Annotated in this window: 24 protein-coding genes; 13 read left to right on the top strand and 11 right to left on the bottom strand. The window is 72.8% G+C overall.

Annotated features, from left to right (window positions below; translation table 11 throughout):
• Positions 1-69 precede the first annotated feature (69 nt).
• From DEJ28_RS03880 to DEJ28_RS03870, 3 genes are all read right to left on the bottom strand, one after another.
• Positions 70-1,392 carry a fibronectin type III domain-containing protein gene (locus tag DEJ28_RS03880; RefSeq protein ID WP_181433765.1) on the bottom strand — a complete coding sequence of 441 codons (1,323 nt, stop codon included), beginning with the start codon at positions 1,390-1,392 and terminating at the stop codon, positions 70-72.
• 565 nt (positions 1,393-1,957) lie between these two features.
• Positions 1,958-3,781: a DEAD/DEAH box helicase gene (locus DEJ28_RS03875; RefSeq protein ID WP_111116766.1), complete on the bottom strand. Its 1,824-nt coding sequence runs from the start codon at positions 3,779-3,781 to the stop codon at positions 1,958-1,960.
• A gap of 114 nt (positions 3,782-3,895) precedes the next feature.
• Entirely contained in the window at positions 3,896-4,402 is a 507-nt protein-coding gene (locus tag DEJ28_RS03870; protein WP_111116765.1) for a MarR family winged helix-turn-helix transcriptional regulator, read from the bottom strand.
• 96 nt (positions 4,403-4,498) lie between these two features.
• Here DEJ28_RS03870 and DEJ28_RS03865 point away from each other — a divergent pair, with 96 nt between their 5' ends.
• From DEJ28_RS03865 to DEJ28_RS03855, 3 genes are all read left to right on the top strand, one after another.
• Positions 4,499-6,670 (top strand): MDR family MFS transporter, encoded by a 2,172-nt coding sequence (locus tag DEJ28_RS03865; RefSeq protein WP_111116764.1) that lies wholly within the window; start codon positions 4,499-4,501, stop codon positions 6,668-6,670.
• Between the two features lie 94 nt (positions 6,671-6,764).
• A complete protein-coding gene (locus DEJ28_RS03860) occupies positions 6,765-7,355 on the top strand; it encodes a TetR/AcrR family transcriptional regulator (protein ID WP_111116763.1) in 591 nt (196 codons plus the stop codon).
• A gap of 229 nt (positions 7,356-7,584) precedes the next feature.
• Complete coding sequence (locus DEJ28_RS03855) at positions 7,585-9,093, top strand: hypothetical protein (RefSeq protein ID WP_181433807.1); 1,509 nt, start codon at positions 7,585-7,587, stop codon at positions 9,091-9,093.
• A gap of 115 nt (positions 9,094-9,208) precedes the next feature.
• Here the strand turns inward: DEJ28_RS03855 and DEJ28_RS03850 are convergent, their stop codons facing one another.
• Entirely contained in the window at positions 9,209-10,081 is an 873-nt protein-coding gene (locus DEJ28_RS03850) for an SDR family NAD(P)-dependent oxidoreductase (protein ID WP_111116761.1), read from the bottom strand.
• Positions 10,082-10,175: 94 nt separating this feature from the next.
• Here DEJ28_RS03850 and DEJ28_RS03845 point away from each other — a divergent pair, with 94 nt between their 5' ends.
• Complete coding sequence (locus DEJ28_RS03845) at positions 10,176-10,742, top strand: TetR/AcrR family transcriptional regulator (RefSeq protein WP_111116760.1); 567 nt, start codon at positions 10,176-10,178, stop codon at positions 10,740-10,742.
• A gap of 262 nt (positions 10,743-11,004) precedes the next feature.
• Here the strand turns inward: DEJ28_RS03845 and DEJ28_RS03840 are convergent, their stop codons facing one another.
• Positions 11,005-11,763, bottom strand: a complete 759-nt coding sequence (locus DEJ28_RS03840) for an SDR family NAD(P)-dependent oxidoreductase (protein ID WP_111116759.1) — start codon at positions 11,761-11,763, stop codon at positions 11,005-11,007.
• Positions 11,764-11,831: 68 nt separating this feature from the next.
• On the opposite strand from DEJ28_RS03840, the gene DEJ28_RS03835 reads away from it, so the two are divergent.
• Together DEJ28_RS03835 and DEJ28_RS03830 are read left to right on the top strand one after the other, a co-directional pair.
• Positions 11,832-12,410 (top strand): TetR family transcriptional regulator, encoded by a 579-nt coding sequence (locus tag DEJ28_RS03835; RefSeq protein WP_111116758.1) that lies wholly within the window; start codon positions 11,832-11,834, stop codon positions 12,408-12,410.
• A 66-nt stretch (positions 12,411-12,476) separates the two neighbouring features.
• Positions 12,477-12,890, top strand: a complete 414-nt coding sequence (locus tag DEJ28_RS03830; protein ID WP_111116757.1) for a VOC family protein — start codon at positions 12,477-12,479, stop codon at positions 12,888-12,890.
• 98 nt (positions 12,891-12,988) lie between these two features.
• Here the strand turns inward: DEJ28_RS03830 and DEJ28_RS03825 are convergent, their stop codons facing one another.
• Positions 12,989-13,258, bottom strand: coding sequence for a hypothetical protein (locus DEJ28_RS03825; RefSeq protein ID WP_181433806.1), 270 nt, complete (start codon positions 13,256-13,258; stop codon positions 12,989-12,991).
• Positions 13,259-13,309: 51 nt separating this feature from the next.
• On the opposite strand from DEJ28_RS03825, the gene DEJ28_RS03820 reads away from it, so the two are divergent.
• The 7 genes from DEJ28_RS03820 to DEJ28_RS03790 all read left to right on the top strand — a co-directional run bounded on the left by DEJ28_RS03820 (position 13,310) and on the right by DEJ28_RS03790 (position 18,003).
• Entirely contained in the window at positions 13,310-13,747 is a 438-nt protein-coding gene (locus DEJ28_RS03820) for a VOC family protein (protein WP_111116755.1), read from the top strand.
• Positions 13,747-14,298 (top strand): GNAT family N-acetyltransferase, encoded by a 552-nt coding sequence (locus DEJ28_RS03815; RefSeq protein ID WP_111116754.1) that lies wholly within the window; start codon positions 13,747-13,749, stop codon positions 14,296-14,298. The genes DEJ28_RS03820 and DEJ28_RS03815 overlap by 1 nt, the downstream gene beginning before the upstream one ends.
• A gap of 172 nt (positions 14,299-14,470) precedes the next feature.
• A complete protein-coding gene (locus tag DEJ28_RS03810) occupies positions 14,471-15,349 on the top strand; it encodes a DUF808 domain-containing protein (protein ID WP_111116753.1) in 879 nt (292 codons plus the stop codon).
• Between the two features lie 44 nt (positions 15,350-15,393).
• Positions 15,394-15,747: a Cd(II)/Pb(II)-sensing metalloregulatory transcriptional regulator CmtR gene (cmtR, locus tag DEJ28_RS03805; RefSeq protein ID WP_111116752.1), complete on the top strand. Its 354-nt coding sequence runs from the start codon at positions 15,394-15,396 to the stop codon at positions 15,745-15,747.
• Entirely contained in the window at positions 15,744-16,526 is a 783-nt protein-coding gene (locus DEJ28_RS03800; protein WP_111116751.1) for a cation diffusion facilitator family transporter, read from the top strand. The genes cmtR and DEJ28_RS03800 overlap by 4 nt, the downstream gene beginning before the upstream one ends.
• 65 nt (positions 16,527-16,591) lie before the next feature.
• Complete coding sequence (locus tag DEJ28_RS03795; RefSeq protein WP_284180770.1) at positions 16,592-16,957, top strand: ArsR/SmtB family transcription factor; 366 nt, start codon at positions 16,592-16,594, stop codon at positions 16,955-16,957.
• Complete coding sequence (locus DEJ28_RS03790; RefSeq protein ID WP_111116750.1) at positions 16,954-18,003, top strand: cation diffusion facilitator family transporter; 1,050 nt, start codon at positions 16,954-16,956, stop codon at positions 18,001-18,003. Before DEJ28_RS03795 ends, DEJ28_RS03790 begins: the two co-directional genes overlap by 4 nt.
• A gap of 611 nt (positions 18,004-18,614) precedes the next feature.
• On the opposite strand, the gene DEJ28_RS03785 is transcribed toward DEJ28_RS03790, so the two are convergent.
• The 5 genes from DEJ28_RS03785 to DEJ28_RS03765 are packed head-to-tail and all read right to left on the bottom strand — an operon-like array spanning position 18,615 to position 24,098.
• The gene (locus DEJ28_RS03785; RefSeq protein WP_111116749.1) at positions 18,615-19,157 is read right to left on the bottom strand and encodes a flavin reductase family protein; all 543 of its coding nucleotides are present in this window, start codon (positions 19,155-19,157) and stop codon (positions 18,615-18,617) included.
• Positions 19,158-19,200: 43 nt separating this feature from the next.
• On the bottom strand, positions 19,201-20,913 hold the full coding sequence (locus DEJ28_RS03780; RefSeq protein WP_258368188.1) for an MDR family MFS transporter: 1,713 nt from the start codon (positions 20,911-20,913) through the stop codon (positions 19,201-19,203).
• 1 nt (position 20,914) lies between these two features.
• A complete protein-coding gene (locus tag DEJ28_RS03775) occupies positions 20,915-22,249 on the bottom strand; it encodes an NtaA/DmoA family FMN-dependent monooxygenase (RefSeq protein ID WP_111116775.1) in 1,335 nt (444 codons plus the stop codon).
• Complete coding sequence (locus DEJ28_RS03770; RefSeq protein ID WP_111116748.1) at positions 22,246-23,037, bottom strand: cysteine hydrolase family protein; 792 nt, start codon at positions 23,035-23,037, stop codon at positions 22,246-22,248. The genes DEJ28_RS03775 and DEJ28_RS03770 overlap by 4 nt, the downstream gene beginning before the upstream one ends.
• Positions 23,034-24,098 (bottom strand): LLM class flavin-dependent oxidoreductase, encoded by a 1,065-nt coding sequence (locus DEJ28_RS03765; protein WP_111116774.1) that lies wholly within the window; start codon positions 24,096-24,098, stop codon positions 23,034-23,036. The genes DEJ28_RS03770 and DEJ28_RS03765 overlap by 4 nt, the downstream gene beginning before the upstream one ends.
• Positions 24,099-24,138: the final 40 nt, after the last annotated feature.

Raw genomic sequence — 24,138 nt, 5'->3', positions numbered from 1 at the left:
CGGACTGGAGGCGCGGTGCGGGCCCGCACCGCGCCTCCAGTCCGAAGGTGGTCGCGTCAGACGCTCGCGTCAGATGACGAGCAGCCGCGAGAACTGCGCCGGCGACAGCCGCTGCGCGGCGCCTCCGGCGGCGGGTACCCGCCAGAGCCCCGGCGTCGCACCGGTCACGGCGTCGACGAAGAGGTCGCCCGCAGAGTCCGCGGCGCCGATCCACAGCCCGTTCGACTGTGCTGCCACGCCGCTCGTCGTCACCTCTTGGGTGGTGCCGTCGGCGTTCCGGGCCCACAGGTGCGTGACCGTGTGGTCCGCCGTGCAGGCGTTCGGGCCGCCCTCCGCGATCGCCGCGCACCACTCGGCACTCTGCCCGAGGACGAGCGAGTCGTTGTTCGTCGCGCTGTACGCGTAGGCGAGGCGAGAACCGACAGAGGTCAGCGACGACGAACCCGCCGGCAGCGCCCACCACGAGTGGTAGAACGTGCCGCCGGACGCGCGGTAGCTGAGGTACAGCGTGCCCCGGCCGTCGGCGAGCAACCCGGCGAAGGTACCGATCGACATCCCGCCGGCCACCGTGATGGTCCGGGTGCTGACGATGCCACGGGGCGACGCGGTCACGACCGTCCCGCCGGTGCTCGTCGCCGTGACGGCGGAGACGGATCCGTCGCGACCGACGGACCAGGCGTTCCGGCTCGAGGGGAGCAGGGCGACCGGGTTGCCGCCGGTCACCGGGAGCTTCGTGATCGCGCCGGACACCGAGTCGACCCAGTAGAGGTTGCCGGCGACGTCCGATCGGAGGTCGGCGGTCAGGTGCAGGCCGGTCGCGAGGGTCCGTGCCGCGCCGCCACCGGACGGGTACAGGAGGATCGACTTCAGGTCGGCGGAGGGCACGAACACGTCGCCGATGTCGTCAGCGGTGAACCCGGCGCCCTTCGCCGCGACGGTGGTCGTCCGGCCGCTGCCGGAGGTCGGGAACCGCACCAGGGCGCCGGAGGCGTCGAGCGCGAAGAGGGACTGCGCGACCCGGGTCGAGCGGGGCGCGGTGTAGCCGACCCGGACGGCAGGACCGGCGCCCTTCGCACCGGTCGCCCGAACCGTCAGGGCGTACCGCGTGCCGGCGATCAGGTCGCCGAAGCGGTCCGACCGCGCGGCGGCGGGGAGCAGGTCGACGCCGTGGTCGGGCTGCCGCTGCGACGGGGAGATCGTCACCTTCCAGCCCGTGACGGCTGCTCCGGTGCGCGGGGCGTTCCAGGTGAGGGTGGCGCCGTCTCCGGCCCCGCTGACCTGGACGGAGGTCGGGACTCCCGGGAGTCTCGACGGGGGTGCGGCAACGGCGGGCGTGATGCCCCCGATGACGAGCGCCGCCGCTGCTGCGACGGTGAGCGCTGCTCTGTACACGATGGTCCCCTGTCTTCTCCGTGGCATCCCTGCGTCACGGCTCCGGGTATCCCATCACCGTCCGGGCTCGGCGGACCCGTTCTCCCCTGATCGTGCGGTCCACGGTGCGCCATCCCGCAACGGGGACGCGCTGCGGCGGGCGTGCGGCGCGGCGCGGCGAGGGACGGCGCGGGGTGGGGCGGCGCGGGGTGGGGCGGCGCGGGGTGGGGCGGCGCGGGGTGGGGCGGCGCGGGGTGGGGCGGCGCGGGGTGGGGCGGCGCGGGGTGGGGCGGCGCGGGGCGGCGCGGGGCGGCATGGCGTGGCGTGGCGCAGGGTCTCCCATGCGCGGAACAGCCCATCACGCCCGGAATGGGAAGCGGAATCGCGCATAGGAGGCAGGAAAAAGCTGCCTCCTATGCGCGGAACTGCCTCCTACGAGCGGAACGGCCTTCTACGCGCGAAACAGCCCACACACCCCACACCCGCACAGGCGGGCGGCCGGGCAGGCGACGCAACGACGGGAGGCGCGGTGCCGGTGGGCACCGCGCCTCCCGTCGGGACGCGATCAGCTCGGGTCAGCGAGCGCTCAGTAGCGGGGCTTCCGCGCCGGGCGGTCGTCGCGGTCCTCGCGCGGGGCACGGGGTCCACGGTCGTCGCGGTCGAAGCGACGTGCACCGCCGCCACCACCCCGGCGGTCCGGCTTGATCTCGATGAGCTTGCCGCTGATCCGGGTGTCCGTCAGGCGGTCGAGCACGCCGCCGTCCATGTCCGCCGGGAGCTCCACGATGGAGAAGTCCGGCTGGATGCGGATCGCGCCGAAGTCGTCGCGGCGGAGGCCACCCTCGTTCGCCAGCGCGCCGACGATCTGGCGCGGCTCGACGCGGTGGCGACGGCCGACCTCGATGCGGTAGGCGGTCATCGGCTGCGAGCGGCGGGGGCCGCGGTCGCCACGGTCGGCACGGTCGCCGCGGTCCTCACGGCCGCCGCGGTCGTCGTCACGACGGTCACCGCGGCGCTGGTCGCGGTCGACCTGGTTGCGGAGGTCGTCCGACGCCGGGTCGAGCAGCAGCGGCGACTCGCCCTGCGCCACGACCGCGAGTGCCGCGGCGACGTCGTCGGCCGGGACGTCGTGGTGCTCGACGTAGTGCGCGATGATGTCGCGGAACGCGGTGATCCGGTCCTGCTGCTCGAGCGCGCCGCTGATGGCGTCGTCGAAGCGGGTCAGGCGCGTCTCGTTGACGTCCTCGATCGTGGGGAGCTGCATCTGCGTGAGCGGCTGCTTGGTGTGGCGCTCGATCGCCGAGAGCAGGCGACGCTCGCGCGGCGTGACGAAGCTGATCGAGTCACCCTTGCGGCCGGCGCGACCGGTGCGGCCGATGCGGTGCACGTAGGACTCGATGTCGACGGGGATGTCGAAGTTCACGACGTGCGTGATGCGGTCGACGTCGAGGCCACGGGCGGCGACGTCGGTGGCGACGAGGATGTCGAGCTTGCCGGACTTCAGCTGGTTCACGGTGCGCTCGCGCTGCGCCTGGGCGACGTCACCGCTGATGGCGGCGGCGGCGTACCCGCGGGCACGGAGCTTCTCGGCGAGCGTCTCGGTCTCGCTCTTCGTGCGGACGAAGACGATCATGCCCTCGAAGTCCTCGACCTCGAGGATGCGGGTGAGCGCATCGACCTTCTGCGGGTACGACACCATGAGGTACCGCTGCGTGATGTTCGCCGCGGTCTTCGTCTTCGTCTTGACCGTGATCTCGGCCGGGTCGTTGAGGTACTGCTGCGAGATGCGGCGGATCTGCGCCGGCATCGTCGCCGAGAACAGCGCGACCTGCTTGTCGTCCGGGGTCTCGGCGAGGATCGTCTCGACGTCCTCGGCGAAGCCCATCTTGAGCATCTCGTCGGCCTCGTCGAGCACGAGGTACTTCAGCGCGGACAGGTCGAGCGTGCCCTTCGCGATGTGGTCCATGATGCGACCGGGGGTGCCGACCACGACGTCGACGCCACGACGCAGGGCGGACAGCTGCACGCCGTACGCCTGGCCGCCGTAGACCGGCAGGACGTGGACGTTCTTGATGTGGGAGGCGAACTGCTCGAACGCCTCGCAGACCTGCAGTGCGAGTTCGCGCGTCGGGGACAGGACGAGGGCCTGCGGCACCTTGCTGCCGGCCTCCATGCGGGACAGGATCGGCAGCGCGAACGCCGCGGTCTTGCCGGTTCCGGTCTGCGCGAGGCCGACGACGTCGCGCCCCGCGAGCAGCGTCGGGATGGTCGCCTCCTGGATGGCGGAGGGCGTTTCGTAGCCGATGTCCTTGACGGCCTTGAGCACCGGGTCGCTCAGGCCGAGGTCGGAGAAGGTCACCACGGGCCCCTCGTCGGTGGTCTCGGTGGTGGTGGCGGTGTCCGTGCTCATGCGCAAACGGTATCTCGAATACGCCGTTCGCAGTGACGGACGGGAGGAACGGGGCGGGCCGGCACCGCGCCTCCAGGCCGTCTCCTGGTCACCTGCGGGGCGTCGGCCGCGCGCTCAGGCCGGGTCGCCCCGGCCCGTCGCGCCGATGCCGAGCACCGTGTCGGCGCGGTCGTTGAGCCGCTCGAGGAGCCCGGCGAGCGTGTGCAGCTCCCCCGTCGCGAACGCCTCGGTGAGGTCGTCGAAGACCTCGGCCCCGGCGACGTCGAGCGTGTCGAGCAGCTTCCGCCCGGCCGGCGCGATCGACACGAGGCTGGCGCGACCGTCGGCGGGGTCCGGCGTGGTGCCGAGGTACCCGGACTCCACGAGGGACGCGACCCGCCGGCTGATCACCGGGCGGGACAGACCGGTGGCGTCGGCGATGGCCATCGAGCGCACGGCGCCGACGTGGTCGACGGCCCGCAGGATCACGCGGGCGGTGGGGTCGAGACCGCCGCGGGACTCGATGAGCGAGGACCGCAGGGTCTGACGGACCCACAGCCGGTCGAGCTGGGCGCGCATGAGCCGCTCGGCGTCGTCCCGTCCGGCATCGTGCTGCCCCGTGTCGTCCCGCGCGTCGGTCACGCCGTCAGCGTAGCGCGCACATTTAGTTGCTTGCTGGAAGCAATAGATGTAGCGTTGCGCGGTCTGCAAAGTTACACAGCACGAAAAAGGAGTTCGATGACCGCCACCGCACCCGTCACGGTGCAGCACGGACGGCACGCTGCCGAGGCCACCGCGGCCTCCGGCGCCCCCGGCCAGCAGCCGCTCATGACCCACCGCCAGATCCTCCTCGTGATCTACGGGCTGATGGCGGGCATGTTCCTGTCGTCCCTCGGCCAGACGGTGTTCGGCACGGCGATCCGGACGATCGGTGACGACCTGCACGGCCTCGACCAGCAGGCGTGGGTGACGACCGCGTACCTCATCACCTCGACGATCGCGACGCCGATCTACGGCAAGCTCTCGGACATCTTCGGCCGCCGTCCGCTCTACATCTTCGGCATCGTGGTGTTCATCCTCGGCGCCGTGCTGTCGTCGATGTCGACCTCGATGCTCATGCTCGCCGGCTTCCGCGCCGTGCAGGGCATCGGCGCCGGTGCGCTGATGTCCCTGCCGCTCGCGATCATGGGCGACATCCTCGCCCCGCGTGAGCGTGCCAAGTACCAGGGCTACTTCCTCGCCGTGTTCGGCATCTCCTCCGTGATCGGCCCGCTCATCGGCGGCCTGCTCGCCGGGACCTCCGAGATCCTGTGGATCACCGGCTGGCGCTGGGTGCTCCTCATCAACGTGCCGATCGGCATCGCCGCGCTCATCATGGTGATCGTCTTCCTGCACCTGCCGAAGGTGCACGGGGCCGACGCCGCGAAGCCGAAGGTCGACTGGTGGGGCGCCACCTCGGTCATCGTGACCCTCGTGCCGCTGCTCCTCGTCGCCGAACAGGGCCGCACCTGGGGCTGGGGCTCCCCCGCCGCCATCGCCTGCTACGTCGTCGGTGTCGTCGGCCTGATCGGGCTGCTGCTCATCGAGTCGAAGATGGGCGACGCGGCGATCATCCCGCTGAAGCTGTTCCGGTCCGGCACGTTCTCGATGGCGACCGTCATCGGGTTCCTCGTCGGCTTCGCGATGTTCGGCGCCATGCTGACCATCCCCCTCTACCTGCAGATCGTCGTCGGCCTCACCCCGACGGAGTCCGGCTTCGCGACGCTGCCCCTCGTCGGCGGCCTCATGATCGCGTCGATCACCTCGGGTCAGATCGTCGCCCGGGTCGGCCGCTACCGGATCTTCCCGGTCATCGGCACGGGCCTGGTCTCGGTCGGCTACGTCGTGCTGACGTTCATGACGATCGACAAGCCGCTCTGGTTCCTGATGATCGGCATGTTCCTCATCGGTCTCGGCCTCGGTTCGGTCATGCAGTCGCTGACCCTGGCCTCGCAGGGCTCCGTCGAGGCCCGGGACATGGGCGTCGCGACGTCGTCGGCCACGTTCTTCCGCCAGATCGGTGGAACGCTCGGCACCGCCGTGCTGCTCTCCATCCTGTTCTCGGTGATGCCGGCGAACATCCTGCACGCCACCGCGAACGAGAAGGACCTCGGCCCCGCGCTCGACGCGGCGCTCAACCCGACCGTCGCCACCGCGAAGGCGAACCAGGGCGCGATGGACAAGATCTGGACGCCCGTCGTCACCCCGCTGACGAAGACCGTGCAGTCCCAGCTCGACGCCGCCGTGGGGAAGGCCGACCGGGCCGCCGTCGCACAGGTCACCGAGCAGGTCACCGCGGCCGTCCAGCAGCAGGTCGCCGCCGGCACGGTCCCGGCAGCCGCCGCCCCGTCGGTCATCGCCCAGCAGGTCACCGCGGCCACCCCGGCCGCGGAGTCCGCCGCACGCGACGCCGTGGCCGTCCAGGCGCACGCCTCCGTGCAGGGCGACACCGTGTCCGTCGACTGGTCGAACGCCGCGCAGCGCTCGTACTGGGTGCAGGAGCTCACCCCGGAGCTCGCGAAGAAGATCGACGACGGCAGCACCCAGAACGACAGCGCCACGAGCACGAACGACACCTCGTTCCTGACCGGCGCCGACAGCCGCCTCACCCGGCCGTTCATGGCGGGCTTCAACGCCTCGTCCGTGACGATCTACTGGGTCGGCCTCGGGGTCATCCTGCTGGCGTTCGTCCTCACCTGGTTCTTCCGGGTGCCGCCGCTCCGTCAGCGCTCCGCCCTGCAGGAGCGTGCCGACGCCGCGGGGTCGGCCGAGGCCGAAGCGGAGCTCGAGGCATCCGCCGGCATGGCCGCCGCCGAGGCGGGTTCCTTCACCGGTCCGATGACCGGATCCACTCCGACCCAGCGTCGGTGACCGACCGGGGCGTCCGTCCGTGCCCCCTTTCCGGGCGGGCGCCCCACCAACCAGCACCATCCGCATCCGCACCATCCGCAGACAGGGAGTCCTCGTGACCACCACTCCGGCAGCGACCACGGCGACGGAGCCGTGCACGCTGCGCGAACGGAAGAAGCAGCAGACACGGCAGGCACTGCACGACGCAGCGCTCACGCTCGTGTCGGCGCACGGCCTCGACGGGGTCACCGTGGAGCAGATCTGCTCCGGGGCCGACGTGTCACCGCGGACCTTCTTCAACTACTTCACCTCGAAGGCGCACGCGGCGCTCGGCCTCGACACCGTCGAGGTGCCGCCGTCCGCCGCGGAGTGGTTCGCCACCGCCGACGGCAGGCTCGTCGACGACCTCTGCGGACTCGTCGCCCGGACCGTGCCGCTGTCGCAGGATCGCCGCCGCATGAAGGAACTGCTCGTACTCCGGCCCGAGATGACCCCGATGGTCATGCAGTGGATGGCCGAGTCCCGGCAGTCGCTCCTCAGCACGGTCGGCGCCCGCACCGACGAGCAGACCGCCCGCACCGCGGTCGCGCTCGTGATGTCGGCGCTCACCGAGGTCGCGCACCGCGAGACCGTGCGCGACACCGACGAGCTCGCGGCGCGGCTCCGCACCGTCGTCGGCGAGATGGGCGCACTCGCCGCCGTCTGAGCGCTGACGGCGGCCTGGAGGCACGTCACGGCCCCGCAACGCCGGACGCGTCGTCGGGTGCGGGATTGCGGGAAACCCCGGGGCTGCGTGGTCCCACAGGTCGCGTTCGGCATCCCGCAGGACTCCTCCTGGGCGCCTCCAAGCATGCCTACGCTCCGTTGCACCGGTCGTACCCGACGACCGGCTCCGGCTGTCACCAGCCGGCACGCACGTCGAGGAGCCCCACCCGATGAAGCACCGTCAGAGCTGCCGCACCGCGGCCCTCATCACCGCCGCGACCGGCACCGTGCTGGTCTCGAGCGCCTTCGGCATCGTCCCCGCGATGGCCGTCGGCGCGACCACGTCGACCGCGACGTCGACGTCGACGTCCGCACCCGCCGACGCGTCCACGTCCGCCGTCACGAGCACGACGAAGGCGACGACGCCGACGACGAGCCCGGCCGCGCCGACCACGACGGCACCGCCCGCCAAGACGCCGACCGCCACGCCGTCCGTCGTGGCGACACCGGCGGCCGCAGCGTCCCCGGAGGCCGCCGCACCCGCTGTGCCCGCAGCACCGGCGACCCCGACTGCACCCACCACCACGGGTGCCGACGAGACCCCCGCCGTCAGCGAGGCGCCCGCCGCGTCCGAGACGGCCACGCCGTCCACGCCGACCGAGTCGCGCCGACCCTCCACGCCGACGTCGAGCCCCACGCCGAGCACACCGGCGGACTCGCACAAGCCGGGGAAGCCCGGCCACGGCGACGACCGTGACCAGGCACCGACCTACGCGACGGCGTCGTCGCAGGACTCCCCCGTCGTGCTCCCGGCCGTGCAGGCCGGCCACCGCTTCCACGCCGACCTCCGGGCCCAGCACGCGGACGACGCCGAGTACACGATGACCACGGTCGAGGGCTCGCCCGTCGACCTGCCCGACGGCCTCTGGTTCCGGAACGGCGTCCTCGGTGGCACGCCGACCATCGCCGGGACCTTCACCGCCCAGGTGACCGCGACGAACGACTGCGGCTCGGCGAGCCAGTGGATCCGGATCACCGTCGAGACCGGCGAGACCCAGCACCTCGGCGCCGCCGTGTACAGCGTCCCCGCTGCCGCCGACGACGAGTACACCTGGGTGGCACCGGACGGCACCACCGCGCCGGGGCCGATCAGCGCCGACGAGGGCGGCTCCGTCACGATCGTGCCCTGGGCGTTCGACGCCAACTGGAACCGTGTCGACGTGACCGACCTCGCCGAGGTCACCTCGGACTACGACTCCGACGTCATCGTCAAGACGGCGACCGGCTTCACCGTCACCTTCGCGCACGCGTCGCCGCACGTCATCAGCCTGACCGTCGGCTGCGTCACCACGCAGTTCACGGTCGAGGTCGTCCCCGTCCCCACGACGCCGACCGAGCCGACGACGCCCACGACGCCGACCACCCCCACCACGCCCACGACGCCCACGACGCCGGCCACCCCGACGACCCCGGAGACGCCGACGACGCCCGAGACCCCGACCGAGCCGGAGACCGACGTCACCGCGATCCCCGTGGTGATCCAGGAGACGCCCATCGTCTCCGGGACGATCGACCCGGTCGCCACGGCGACACCGGTCGCCACGGCGGACCAGCTGGCCTACACCGGGGCGGACACCTCCGCGCCGATCGGGTGGGCTGCCGGCCTGCTCGCGGCCGGGCTGGCACTCCTCGGGATCCGAGGCATCCGCAGCGTCCGGCGGAGCCGGCACCGCGGCTGACCGACCCGCGTCGCGGTGCGCAACGACGCGTCCCGCGACGCGCACCACGACGACGACGGCGCACCCTGCAGCAGGGTGCGCCGTCGTCGTGTGCCGCGGTCGCGGACGGACCGGCTCAGGCGTGTGCCAGCGGGTCGAGCTGCTCGGGCGTCGCGTCCGCGGCCTGCGTCGACCGGCTGAGCGCCTCGTGACGCTCGTCCTCCGCGAGGAGCGCGCGGCCGGCTGCGGTCCCGTGCTCGAACGCGTCCGGTCCGACGAGCAGCCGGAGCGGCGGTTCCGCCATCGCGACGACCCGCAGGACCAGACCGGCGACGAGGTCGGGGTCGCTCGCGCCGATGCTCGTGCCGCCGTGCATCTGCGCGGACACCCCGACGGTCGACTCGTACTCCGGACGCACCGGGGCGACGCGCATCGACGGACCGGCCCAGTCCGTCCGCATCCCACCCGGTTCGAGGACGGTGACGCGGACGCCGAAGGGGGCGACCTCCTTCGCGAGGACGGAGGAGAACCCGCCGACGGCCCACTTCGCGGTCTGGTAGGCACCGAGGCCCGGGGTGGACATGCGGCCACCGACCGAGGACACCTGCACGATGTGCCCGGAGCCCTGTTCGCGCATGACGTGGACGGCCTCCCGGCTGAGGGTGACGACGCCGAAGAGGTTGGTCTCGACCTGGGCCCGGAAGTCGTCGGGGTCGGCGTCCTCGATGCTGGCGAGGTTCGCGTACCCGGCGTTGTTGACGAGCACGTCGAGCCGGCCGAACCGTTCGACCGCCGTCTGGACCGCTGCCCGCGCGGCGTCGGCGTCGGTGACGTCGAGGGCGACGGAGACGAGCGCGGCGCCCGGTGCGGTGCGGCCGGAGGCGGTGAGGTCGTCGAGCGCGTGGAGGTCGCGGACGCCGGCGACGACCTGGTGTCCGGCGGCGAGCGCCGCGGTGACGATCGATCGGCCGAGGCCGCGTGCGGCACCGGTGACGAGGATGACTGACATGGAGTTCCTAACTGACTGTTTGGTTGACAGTGCTCATGGAACACCCGCCGTCTCCCGTTGTCAACCATCCGGTTGATAGCATGACGACGTGCCCATGCCCCGCGATGCCGATGCCACCCGCGCCCGACTCCTCCTCGCCGCTCGTGACGAGTTCGCGGCGGTCGGGATCGCCGGTGCCCGTGTGGACCGGATCGCCGCGGCCGCCGCGAGCAACAAGGCGCAGATCTACCACTACTTCGGCAGCAAGGACGGCCTGTTCGACGCGGTCTTCGACGCCATGGTGGCGGAGACCCTCGACGAGGTGACGATCGACGCGGACGACCTCGCGGAGTACGCCGGGCGGCTGCACGACTCGTACGCCAGGCGCCCGTGGGTGCAGCGCTTGGCGACCTGGTACCGCCTCGAGCGAGGCGACTCCCAGCAGCCGATCGACGCCGTCGTCCGGAGCAACGCCGGGAAGCTCCGGGCGATCGAGGAGGCCCAGCACGCCGGGCGGCTGCCGACGACCTTCTCTCCCGCCGAGCTCCTCGGCATCGTGATCCACACCGCCGCGCTCTGGAGCGGGGCCACCCCGGAGTACGCCCGCCTCACGGACGAGGTCGGCGCTGCCCGACGCCGCGCCGTCGTGGTCGCCGCCGTCGCCGCCGTCCTCCGCGCCTGACTCGCTGCCGTCCTGCGCGTCGAAGGCCCTTCCGCGCGTAGTGGGTCGTTCCGCTCGTAGGGGGTCGTTCCGCTCGTAGGAGGTCGCTCCGCGCATCGGGAGACGAATCGCGCATCGGAGGCAGGAAATTCCGACCCCCTACGCGCGATTCCGCTTTCCATTCCGGGCGCGATGGGCAGGAACGTCACCGCGACCCACTGACGGACTGGAGGCGCGGTGCCAGCTGGCACCGCGCCTCCAGTCCGTCAGGTGGTGACGCTGGTCAGACGACGGACCAACCACCGTCGCTCGGCAGCACCGCCCCGTTCACGTTGGCGGAGTCGTCACTGAGCAGCCAGGTGATGGCGGCCGCGAGCTGCTCCGGCTGCGCGACCGGCGGGATCGCGACCTGCATGATCGGGCCGACGCGACCGGCGGCGTACTCACTGCGCATCGGCGCATCGATGTTCGTGGCGACCGCACCCGGGGCGACCGCGTTGGCGCGGATGCCCTGCGGTCCGTGGAAGAACGCGACGCTCTTCGTGAACCCGGCGATCGCGTGCTTCGACGCCGTGTACGCGGCGCCGGCCGCCGAGGCTCGGAGCGCAGCCTCGGATGCGACGTTCACGACGGCACCCCGACCGGCGGCGATCATGACCGGCAGGACGGCGCGGGTGAGTCGCATCGGACCGGTCACGTTGACGCTGAACACGCGATCCCAGGTGGCGTCGTCCACCTCGCTCGGCGGCAGGAAGGCGTCCATGATCCCCGCGATGTTGGCGAGGCCGTCGATCCGCTCGCCGGCGGCGGCGATGAGCGCGTCGATGGTCTCCGCTGCGGCGACGTCGCCGACCACGGTCTCGACCTGGAGCCCGGCGAGTTCGTCGCGCAGGACGTCGAGCCGCTCGGCGACGACGTCGGTCGCGACCACGCGGCCGCCCTCGTTCGCGATGCGCGTCGCCGTGGCGCGTCCGATCCCGGAACCCGCTCCGGTGACGATGATGGTCCTGCCGGCGAACCGTCCGGCGGTGGTGTCGGTCATGTGGTCTCCTCACTGAGAGGCGCTCGCTGCGCCGTGATCGTTATAGCACTCAGTGCCGAAAGGACTCCATGAGCTCGACGAGCGACCGGCCGACCGGACGACCGCGGACCATCGACCCGGACGCCGTGTCCCTGGTCGCGCTCCGACTCTTCGACGAGCAGGGGTTCGACACGGTGTCGATGAACGACGTCGCCGCGGCCGCCGGGATCAGTCGTCGCTCGCTGTTCCGGCTGTTCCCGAGCAAGGCAGCCCTCGTGTGGGGCGGCCTCGACGAGTTCGCCACCCGGTTCGCCGAGGCGCTGCGGGGACGACCGGCCGACGAACCCTCGTCCACCGCGCTCCGTGCCGCGTACCGGGTCGGCGCGTCGTTCCCGGACGCGGCCCTCGAGGTGACCCGGCACCGCCTCCGGGTCATCCGGTCGAACCCGTCCCTGCAGCGAGGCGGCGACGCCACGATCACGAGGCTCACCGACGCGATCGTGCGGTTCATCGCGGAACGGGACGGCGGATCGGTGGACGACCTCGCGGTGGTCGTCCGGGCGAACACGCTGGCGGCTGCGACGAACGCGGCGCTCACCTGGTGGGCGACCCACGGCGAGGGGCGGCCGGAGGACGCGGTCGACCGGGCGATCGACCTGCTCGGCTGAGCGGCCGCGGGGCCGCAGGGCCGATCGACCCTGGTGGACGTGACACCTCGGCGGTATCGTCCGGGCATGAACCTGAACGGGCCCTCGCCCTACTTCCAGTTCGACGGCAGCGCGCGCCAGGCGCTCGAGCGTTGGCAGGGGGTGTTCGGCGGCGAGGTGCGCATCGCGACGTTCGCCGAGTTCTCCCGCACGGACGGCCCGGCCGACGCGGTCGCGCACGGGCAACTCGCCGGCGACCTGCAGCTGTTCGCCGCCGACACCGCCATCGGCGAGACCCCGTTCCGAGCGACCGGGGTCCTCTTCTCCCTGCTCGGCGCCGCGGAACCGGACGTCCTGCGCCGGTGGTTCGACGACCTCGCCTCAGACGGCGCCGTCGTGGACCCGCTGCAGCAGCGGCCGTGGGGCGATTGGGACGGCATCGTCCGTGACGCGTTCGGCGTCACGTGGCTCATCGGTTTCGAGGCCTCGGCGCTGCAGTGACGGTGGCGGCGCCGGCACGCGCGCGAGCGCGCCGAGCGCCAGCGCCCGCGCCGCCTGCGCCCGCGCCCGCGCCAGCGCCGCGCCCGCGCCCGCCAGCGCTACCGCGCGTCGAGCGGCAGCAGCGGCGCCCAGTACGCGTCCGGCCCGTCCCCCACGACCGCCTCGCGCTCGAAACGGAACCCGTACTGCCGCAGGAAGTCCGCGGCAGCGGCCTGCTCGTCCTCGGCGTCGTCGTGCGCGGCGTCGAACAGGTACACGCCGTGCCCCATCGCGACACCGGCGTCGCTGATCACCGAGAGGTCCCAGCGACCCTCCTCGGAGCGTTCGATCCGGACGACGGCGGCCTGCGCGGCGGTGAAGTCAGCCATGCCGCGAGCATACGGACGACACGGCAGCGGCGTTCAGCCTAGGGTGACGGCATGGCGGCGACGGTGCGGCAGGTGCAGGTGACGTTCGACTGTGCGGACCCCGAGCGGGTGGCACGGTTCTGGTGCGAGGTGCTCGGGTACGTGGTGCCGGCACCACCGCCGGGGTTCGACTCGTGGGAGGCGTTCGACCACTCGCTCCCGCCGGAGCACCAGGGCTCGGCGTTCGCCTGCCAGGACCCGAACGGCGTCGGTCCGCGACTGTTCTTCCAGCGGGTGCCCGAGAGCAAGGTCGTGAAGAACCGGGTCCACCTCGACGTGCGCGTCGGCACGGGTCTCGTCGGCGCCGAACGCCTGGCGGCGCTCGACGCCGAGAGCGACCGGCTCATCGCCCTCGGCGCGACGCAGTTCCGGCGGATGACGGCCGACGCGGTGAACGAGTCGTGCATCGTGATGCAGGACGTCGAGGGCAACGAGTTCTGCCTGGACTGATGCGGCCGCTCCCGTCGTTGCTCCGGACCGACCGCCTCGTCCTCGACGGCTGGCTGACGGACGACGTCGGTTGGTACGCCGACCTCGTCGCGGAACGGAGCGCCGCAGCCGCCCGTCGCGGTGAACCGCCGACTCCCCGGACGTCGGGCCGGCCCACAGCCGAGTCCGCCGCAGCGTCCGTCCGAGCGCTGGCCGCGACGGTCGGCACCCCGCTCCCGCTCCACCCCGTCCGGGTCGCCGCTACCGGCACCGCGCTCGGGTACTGCGGGCTGGTCGTCGGCCGGTCCACCGCCGCCGAGCCGGAGCTCGCCTACGAGTTCCTCGAGGCAGCACACGGCCACGGCCACGCCACCGAGGCGGCCCGCGCCGTCGTCGACGCCGCGCGAACAGCCGGGTACGTCCGGCTCTGGGCGACGATCCGCGCCTGGAACGCGCCGTCGTTCGCCGTCGCCGCGCGCCTCGGGTTCGTCCGCGACCCCGCCGCCACCCGCGCCCACCCCGAACCCGACGACGGCCGCGGCGAACAGGTCTGGAACCGACTCGACCTCTGAGGTCGCGTCGCCGCGGCCGGCCAAGCCGATACCGCCGCATCCAGGCCGTCCACATCAGGGCGAGCCACATCAGGGCCTGGAGGCACGGTGCGGTCTGGCACCGCGCCTCCAGGCCCTAGTCTGTGAGCCGCTGGTCTGTACATGCAGACAGGTGACGAGTGGAGGAACGGTCATGTCAGTCGGGTTGCTCGCCGTGGTGGACGACATCCTCGCCGCCGCCCTGAAGGCCAGCGCGAAGACCGCCGGCGTCGTCATCGACGACGCCGCCGTGACCCCGCAGTACGTGCAGGGGCTCGCGCCGGCGCGGGAGCTGCCCGTCGTGTGGCGCATCGCCCTCGGCAGCCTGTTCAACAAGTTCGTCATCATCATCCCGATCGCGCTGCTGCTCACCGCGTTCGCGCCGTGGGTGTTGCCGTGGCTCCTCGTCCTCGGCGGCACCTACCTGTGCTTCGAGGGCGCCGAGAAGGTCATCGAGTGGTTCGGCACCCACCACGAGGCCGAGTCGGCGGCGCCGTCCAGCGAGCCGAAGCTCGTGTTCGGGGCGATCCGGACCGACCTCATCCTCAGCACCGAGATCATGCTCATCGCGCTCGCGAGCCTCGACACGGACCTCGGGTTCTGGCCGACGGTGGGCGCCCTGGCGCTGATCGGGCTCGGCATGACCGCGCTCGTGTACGGCGCGGTGGCCCTGCTCGTGAAGGTCGACGACATCGGCCTGCAGATGATGAAGCACCCCGTCCGTCGGACCCGTCGGACCGGTGCGCGCATCGTCCGGGCGATGCCGGCCGTCTTCCGGGTGATCAGCATCGTCGGCACCGTCGCCATGCTCTGGGTCGGTGGACACCTCGTCATCGCGAACCTCGCGGAGACGTTCTGGCGCGGCCCGTACGACCTGCTGCACGCGATCGAGCACGCGATCGAGGCGGCCGGGCCGGTCGTCACGTGGATCGTCGACACTGCGATCTCGGCGCTGGCCGGCTTCGTGCTGGGCATCGTCGTCGTCGGGATCGTGCTCGGGATCTCGCGGCTGCGCGGTCGCCAGCACCACTGACCGCAGACCTTCCAACAGGTCAGCCTCGGCTGTACAGTCGACGCATGCTGACCGCCGCACCCCGGCTCGACGTCATGAACCGCCTCGGACGCGCCCTCGCCGATCCGACGCGCTCCCGCCTCCTGCTGCGCCTGCTCGACTCCCCCGGCTACCCGGCGGAGCTCGCGGCGGAACTCGGACTCACCCGGACGAACGTGTCGAACCACCTCGCCTGCCTGCGCGGCTGCGGGATCGTCCTCGCCGTGCCCGAGGGCCGTCGCACCCGGTACGAGATCGCGGACGCGCACCTGAGCCGCGCGCTGGAGTCCCTCGTCGACGTGGTCCTGGCGGTCGACGACGGCAGCGGCTGCACCGACGAGGACTGTGACGTCCCGCTCTGCTGCGGACCCGGCGCATGAGCGAGACGACGCCGACCCGACCGCGCGTCGCGACCGACACGGCCGCGGCTGCGGCTGCAACCCTGACCGCCCCCGCGGCTGCGGCTGTGGCTGCGGCTGCGACCCCGACCGCCCCCGCGGCCGCGACTGCGACTGCGCGCCGGGCCGTGCTCCGGCGTCGGATCCGGTGGATCGTCGCGGCCACGATCAGCTACAACGTGGTCGAGGCCGTCATCGCCATCGCCGCGGGATCGGTGGCGTCGTCGACCGCGCTCATCGGCTTCGGCCTGGACTCGATCGTCGAGGTCCTCTCCGCCGCCGCCGTCGCGTGGCAGTTCGCGGGCCGCGACCCGGAGGCACGCGAACGCACCGCGCTCCGGGTCATCGCCGTGTCCTTCTTCGGACTCGCGCTCTTCGTCACGGTCGACGCTGCGCTCACGCTGACCGGCCTCCGCGAACCGGAGCACAGCACGGCCGGCATCGTGCTCGCGGCCGTGAGCCTCGCCGTGATGCCGTTCCTCAGTCTGCTCGAGCGCCGCACCGGCACGGAACTCGGCTCGGCTTCGGCCGTCGCGGACTCGAAGCAGACGCTGGTGTGCAGCTACCTGTCCGCCGCGGTCCTGGTGGGCCTGCTGCTCAACACCCTGTTCGGTTGGACGTGGGCCGACCCGGTGGCCGGGCTCGTCGTGGTCGTCTTCGCCGTCCGCGAGGGGCTGGAGGCGTGGCGTGGCGACGCGTGCAAGCAACCCGTCGCTGCCCTCACGGGTGAACGCGAGACCGACGACTGCGACTGCTGCTGACGTCGCACGACTGCGGCTGACGCGCGTACTTGCGGTGCACCGGCCGCGCGTCGCATAATCTGCGTGTGCATGCAGACAAGCAGATGTGCGGGCTCAGCCCGGAGTCGGAGTACGTCGAACTCGCGGTGGAGGTCTTCGCCATGCTCGCCGACGCCACCCGCGTGCGGATCGTCCTGGCGCTGCGGAACGCCGAGGAGATGTCCGTGAACCACCTCGCCGACGTCGTCGACAAGAGCCCGGCCGCGGTGTCGCAGCACCTCGCGAAGCTCCGGCTGGCGCGGATGGTCTCGACACGGCGCGAGGGCACGACGGTGTTCTACCGACTCACCGACGAGCATGCCTCCGAGCTGGTCGTCGACGCCGTCAAGCAGGCCGAGCACGCGGTCGGCAACGCGCCGCACCACCACCGGACAGCGGCCACGAGCGCATGAACGCGCACACGCACTCCGGCCACGACCACGACCACCCGCACGAGCACGAGCACGCCCACGACCACGCGCACACGCACACGCACGACCACGAGCACGCCCACCCCCACGGCGGCGTGAAGGGCTTCCTGTACGACCTGTTCGTGCCGCACACCCACGACTCCGCCGACTCGATCGACGACGCGATGGAGGCCTCCACCGCCGGCGTCCGCGCGCTCAAGATCAGCATGTTCGTCCTGCTCGGCACCACCGTGCTGCAGCTCGTCCTCGTCGTGTTCACGTCGTCCGTCGCCCTGCTCGCCGACACAATCCACAACTTCGCCGACGCCCTGACCGCCGTCCCGCTCTGGATCGCGTTCGTCCTCGGCCGCCGCGCCGCCACCCGCCGCTACACGTACGGCTACGGCCGCGCCGAGGACCTGGCGGGCATGTTCATCGTGTTCGTCGTCGCCCTCTCCGCGGTCGTCGCGGGGTGGGAGGCGATCGACCGCTTCGTGCACCCCCGTCCGATCGAGAACCCGTGGCTGCTCGTCGCGGCCGGCGTCATCGGCTTCGCCGGCAACGAGGCGGTCGCGATCTACCGCATCCGCGTCGGGCAGCGCATCGGCTCGGCCGCCCTCGTCGCCGACGGCGTGCACGCGCGTCTCGACGGCTTCACGTCGCTCTCCGTGGTGCTCGGCGCCGTCGGTGTCATGCTCGGCTTCCCGCTGGCGGACCCGGTCATCGGCCTCCTCATCGCGGTCTCGATCGTGATCCTGCTCTGGGGCACGGTGAAGTCCATCGGTGCGCGCCTGATGGACGCCGTCGACCCCGAGCTCGTACACCGTCTCGAGCACGCCGTCGAGGACACCGCCGGCGTCCGCGCGGTCCGGGACGTCCGACTCCGCTGGGTCGGACACCGCCTGACCGGGTCGGCGACCGCCGAGGTCGACGGCGACGACCTGCGTGGTGCGAGCGCCACGGCCGCGCACGCGGCCGAGCACGCGCGCGAAGCGCTCCGCAACCTCGACGAGTTCACCGTCACCGCGGCGCCGAGCGCCCGCCACTGACGGCCCGGTGCGAGCGCCGTGCGCCGCAGCGCACAACGGAAGTCACGCCGAACCGCGGGACGCTGCGGTTCGAGGTGACTTCCGTTGTGCGGCGGGTCGGCACAGCGCGGCGGCCCGGCATCGGACGTTCCGTCGGTGCGGTGGTCGCGACCACGTCCGGACTGGAGGCGCGGTGCGGGCCGGTACCGCGCCTCCAGTCCGTCACGGGATGACGTGCAGTCCGTCACGGGGTGACGTGCTCAAGCAGGGCTTCGACCGGTGGTCCGGCTCGGGCCGGAACGACGGCGAACCGCTCGCGGGGCAGGCGCTGGCCGCACTCGCGGAGCTGCGCGAAGCCGCCGCGGCGCGGCGCGAGCGCCGTGCGCCGCAGCGCACAACGGAAGTCACGCCGAACCGTGGGACGCGGCGGTTCGAGGTGACTTCCGTTGTGCGGCGGCCCGGCACAGCGCGGCGGCCGGCACCGGACGGCGGGTCGGCACCGCACGTTGCGTCGGTGCGGTGGTCGCGACCACGTCCGGACTGGAGGCGCGGTGCGGGCCGGCACCGCGCCTCCAGTCCGTCAGGGGGTGACGTCTTCGAGACCCGCCAGCAGGCCGGGCTGGGTGGACGCGTCAGGCCGGCGCCGCGACCACCGTGCGCGTCGTGCCCGAGCGCGCCTCGCGCGCCGGTCGCGCCGGGCGCGCTGGGCGGTGCCAGACGAGGGCCGCCCGCTCGGGGTCGCGCGCAAGCCGGCGCACCCGCAGCACGACGATGTCGTGGTCGCCCGCCCGGTGGGTGTCCTCGACGGTGCACTCCAGCCAGGTGTGCGACCCGGTGAGGAACACCGCCCCACTGTCCGTGGCGACGTGGTCGATCCCGTCGAGCCGCCGGTCCCGGTCCCGAGACGCGAGCTGCCGGGTGTGCGGCGCGTGCACGTCGGCGAGGACCGAGAGCCCGAGCACGGTGGCAGCGGCGAGGTCCGGCCACGTGGTGGAGGAGTGCTGCACCGCGACCGACACGAGCGGCGGGTCGTGGGAGACCCCGACCGTGAAGGACGTGGCGACCATCACGACGGGCACCCCGTCGATGCGGGCGGCGATCGCGGCGACGACCGAGGGGACCTCGGCCGCGGCCTCGCGGATGTCGAGCGGGTCGTCGGTGAACGCGTCGTGCATGTCGGACTCCTCGTGTCGTGGGACCGCGTCGCGGCCGTCCCGGTCAGGGGCGGGTGAGCAGGGCCCGGGCCCGGCGCTCGTCGTCGCGCATGGCGACCACGAGGGCGTCCGGCCCGGAGAAGGTGCGCTGGCGGCGGATCCGCGCCCCGACGGTGAGTTCGACGGGCGTGCCGTAGAGGTCGCCGGCGAAGTCGAGCACGTGGACCTCGACGGTCCGCGGGCGGTCGGGGAAGGTGCTGTTGCTGCCGATCGACACGAGGGCGTGCCGTGCCTCCGACCAGGTCGCCGCGCTGAGCGACCCGACGTAGACGCCGTCGGCCGGCACGCGACCGCCGTCGTCGGGCAGCAGGTTGGCGGTCGGGTAGCCGAGGCCGTTCCCGACGCCCGCTCCGTGCACCACGGCGCCGGTGAGCACGGTGGGCCGCGGTCGCCCGGGCAGGAGCGCCGCCGCCACCACGGCGCCGACCGCGGCGACCGCCAGGACCCCGAGCGCGACCGCGTCCGTCGACGCGGCGAGCACGACCGCGGTGGCCGTGCTGCCGAGCACCGCGCCGAGCTGCTTGACCGTGTTGAAGGTGCTCGAGGCGGCACCGATGGTGGCGGGGTCGCCGTGCAGGACCGCGGCGAGCGAGAACGGCGACCAGACGAAGGCGTTCGCGAACCCGAAGCCCGTGAACGCCGCAGCGACCGTCCAGAGCGGTGCGCCGGACCCGACGAGCACCGCGGTCAGCGCCACGGACACGACGAGGAGCACGGCGCCGACCGTCGCCGTGACCCGGGGTCCGGCCGTGTTCGTGAGCCGCCCGACGAACGGGGCGGCGGCGAGGCACGCGATGCCCATCGGGACGAGGACCAGGGCGGCCTCCCCCGCGCCGAGCCCGCGCCCGCGCTGCAGGTCGAGCATGAGCGGGATCGGCGCCGACCCGACGCAGAACGACGCGGCCGCCGCACCCCAGGACCCGGTGACGAAGCCGTGGTCGCGGAAGAGTCCGAGCGGCACGAGGGCCCGGTCGCCGGCCCGACGCTGCACGACGAGCACCGCGGCGACGACGAGGGCGCCGAGCAGCACGAGCGCGATGCGGGGCAGCGGCTCGGCGAGGACGCCGTCCCCGGTGCCCTGGACCCCGACGACGACGGCGAGCACCCCGGCGGTGACCCCGACGACCGCGGGCAGCGGCAGCGGGACCCGCACGCGCCGGGACAGCGGGACGAAGCGGAGGACGACGATCGCGGTGACGATCCCGACCGGCACGTTCACGAGGAACACCGACGGCCAGCCCCACGCCTCGACGAGGACACCGCCGACGATCGGCCCCGCGACCGTCGCCGCCCCGCCGCCCGCACTCCAGACGGCGAGCGCGACGGCCAGCCGCGGCGGGTCGAACAGCGACCGGATGACGGTGAGGCACTGCGGCGTCAGCAGCGCGGCGCCGACCCCCTGCACGGCCCGCCAGGCGATGAGGGCACCGATGCCGGGTGCCAGTGCGCAGCCGACCGAGGCGACGGTGAAGACGGCGAGCCCGAGCAGGTAGACCCGGCGGTGCCCGTACCGGTCGCCGAGCCGACCGGCGACGAGGAGCGGGACGGCGAAGGCGAACAGGTAGGCGCTGTTCACCCACACCGACGTCGACGCGTCGGCGTGCAGGTCCCGGGCGACGGCGGGCAGGGCCACGGACACGATCGTGCTGTCGAGCAGCAGCATGAAGAAGCCGAGGCAGAGCCCGCCGAGCGCGAGCCACCGACGGGCCGGGGTCACCTCACACCGCCAGGTTCTGGCGGAGCGTCGTCCCCGGGTACCGCGGGGCGAGGGCACCGCGCCCGCGGAGCTCCGGCACGAGCAGTTCGCTGAGGTCGGCGAACCCGGCGGGCATGCCGAGCGGGCTGGAGAGCATGTAGCCGCCGCGTCCGCCGGTGGCCGCGAAGTTCTCCTCGAGCGCGTCCGCCACGCCCGCGGCGTCACCGACGAGCATGTGGTCGAGCCCGGTCGCCGCACGCCAACCGTGCTCGAAGAACTCGTCGCGGTCCATGCAGTGCTCCTCACCGAACTCGGCGACGAGGCTGCCGACGAGGCCCGCGGGGCTCGCGTTCGCCGCGACGATCTCGTCGCGGAGCTCGCCGAGCCGGAACCGCTCCGGCAGCGTGGAGAAGTCGTAGCCGGCGTTGTGGGAGATGAAGGTGCCGACGGCCTCCCGGTTCCAGAACGACAGCAGCGAGTCGCGTCGTGCGGTGGCCTCGGCGTCGGTGCCGCCGACGATCACCTGCGTGGCCCAGAGGATCCCGACCGCTGCCGGGTCCCGTCCGGTGTCGACGAGTGCGGCGTCGAGGGCGTCCCGGTGCCGGCGCTGCCCGGCGAGGCTCGCGCCGAAGCCGAACACCAGGTCGGCGAAGGACGCACTCGCGGCGATCCCCCGGGGCGAGTTGCCGGCCTGCACGACGACCGGGTGGGTCTGCGGGCTCGGGACGCTCGCGAGCGGTCCGCGGACCTTGAAGAACCGGCCGTCGTGGTCGATCGGGTGCACGCCGGCGGGGTCGGCGAAGCGCCCGGTGGTGCGGTCGCGCACGATGGCGTCCGGCGCGACGGAGTCCCAGAGGTCCCGGCAGACGCCGATGAACTCCTCCATCCGCTCGTACCGGGCGTCGTGGTCGACGAGGTGGTCGGAGCCGTAGTTCGCGGCGTCCGCACCCCGTGACGAGGCGACGACGTTGAACGCCATCCGGCCGCCGGTGACGTGGTCGAGCGAGTTGAGCAGCCGCGCGACGTAGAACGGGTGCATGAACGTCGACGAGTAGGTGAGGCCGAACCCGATGTGGTCGGTGACGGTCGACATCGCCGCGATGACCGGGGACATGTCCTGCCGCGGCCACTGGATCCCCCACTCGACGGCGGGGTCGATGCTGCCGCGCCAGGTGCTCGGCACGCCGGACCCGTCGCCGAAGAACAGCATGTCGACGCCGGCGCGTTCGGCCGTCCGGGCCAGCTCCATGTACATGCGGACGTCGGGGAAGTCCTGCCCGACCCAGCTGCCCGGGGCTGCCCAGCGTCCCTCGGTGTGGGTGAAGGACAGGTCGTAGGCGAGGTGCATGCCGCTCATCGGGCACCCACCCCCGCCGGACCGGCCGTGCCGGCCGCCGCCGCCGCGCCGTCGGTCGCTGCCGCGTGCCACAGGTCCACGGTCTCGTCGGCGTCGGTGACGACACCGACGTTGAGCCCGATCATGGTGAGCGCGGCCTCGTGCACGTCGACGTCGTACGCCGCCGTCGCGTCCCGTGGGACGACGACCGGCCAACCGAGCTGCATCGCGTCCTGCGCGGTCGCGAAGACGCAGCACTCGCTCGTGAGTCCCACGACGGTCAGCCAGCCGATCCCGGCGGCGGTGAGTCGCGCCTCCAGGTCGGTCCCGAGGAACCCGCTGTAGCCGCGCTTGACGACGCGGGTCTCGCCGGGGGCGGGCGTCGTCCGGTACCACTCGGCACCCGAGGTGCCGAGCACGCACGGTTCGTCCTCGGCCATCGGCCCGTCCGGGTCGCCGCCGCGCAGCCAGGCGCTCGACCGCCACGGGGCGGCCGGGTCGCTGCCGAGTTCGACCCAGACGACGGGGACGCCGGCCGCTCGGGCCTCGTCGACGAGGGAGCCGATCCGGTCGATCGCGGCGTCGACCGCGGCGGACGCCGCGTCGTCGAGACCGTACGGCGCGATCCGCGACGGCTCACCGAAGTCACGCTGGACGTCGACGACGACGAGTGCCGGAGCACCGCCGGCCTGCAGACGGACGAGACGCGGATCGCGCGCCGCGCCGCCCGCCGGGGCCGCGCCCCCCGGGGCCGCGCCCGCCGGAGCCGCGCCCGCCGGGGCGGCGCCCGCCGGAGCCGCGCCGCTCATCGGAGCACCGCCGCGTCGTGCTGCCGGAGCGCCGGCAGGACCGACTCCCCGAACCGCACCATGTCCTGGTCGTACTCGGGGAAGATCAGCATGAGTCCGTCGAGCTCGCCACGGTCGACGATGTACTCGATGTGCTCCGTCACGGTCTCGGCGGACCCGGCGACGTACGCCGTCTGGAACGCGTCCTCACCCGCGGCCCCGTCCGCCCACGCCCGGGCCTGCTCGGCGGGCACACCCCACGACGCCCGCATCGACGCGAGGGCCTCGCGGTCGACGCCGACACCCCACTCGCGGACCTTCCGCTGCGCGGCCGCGTCGGTCTCGTCCTGCACGACCGTGAGCATCGAGTAGGTGCGGCACTCGCGCCCCTCGGCGGCGGCACGGTCGTGGACGTCACGGGACAGGTCCCGCATCTCGTCGAGGCTGTCGGCGGCGAGGAAGGCCCCGTCGGCGTGCTTCGCCTGGAACGCCCGCGCCGCCTCGGACTTGCCGGCGCTGATGATCGTCGGTCGGCTCGACGGGTGCGGCCGGGACTCGCACGCGTCGAGGTCGAAGTACGGCGTGTGCATGGTGACGCTGTCCTCGGTCCAGAGGCGCGTGACGGCCTCGGTCCACAGCTCGGTCATCCGGTACCGGTCGGCGTGGCTGAGGGCCGCGTCCCAGATCCCGAACTGCTCGAACTCGGCGGCGTAGGCACCGTTGACGATGTTCATGCCGGCCCGGCCGCCGGAGATGTCCTGCAGCGTCGTGTACATCTTCGCGGCGACGGCGGGGTTGTGGACGTTGGCGTGCATCGTCGCCCAGATCTTCACCCGTTCGGTGGCCTCGGCGATGCCGGCCATCATGGTCATCGACTCGAGCGAGCGACCCCAGTGGTCGGTGGTGCCGCCGAAGCCGCGCCACTTCGCCATCGACATCACGAAGTCCAGCCCGATCTCCTCGGCGTGGACGGCCGCACGGCGGTTCCACGCGTAGGTGGCCTCGGGGTGGGGTGCCGTGGTCGACAGCATCCAACCGCCGTTGCCGATCGGCAGGAAGATGCCGTACTCCTTCGCGGGCATGGTGGCCTCGCCTCTCGTCGTCGTTGCGCCGTCGGTGGTC

Source organism: Curtobacterium sp. MCPF17_002 (assembly GCF_003234115.2).
Lineage (GTDB): Bacteria > Actinomycetota > Actinomycetes > Actinomycetales > Microbacteriaceae > Curtobacterium.
Note: the sequence above shows the minus strand (reverse complement) of the source record. Positions and strands in the feature narration are given on the sequence as shown.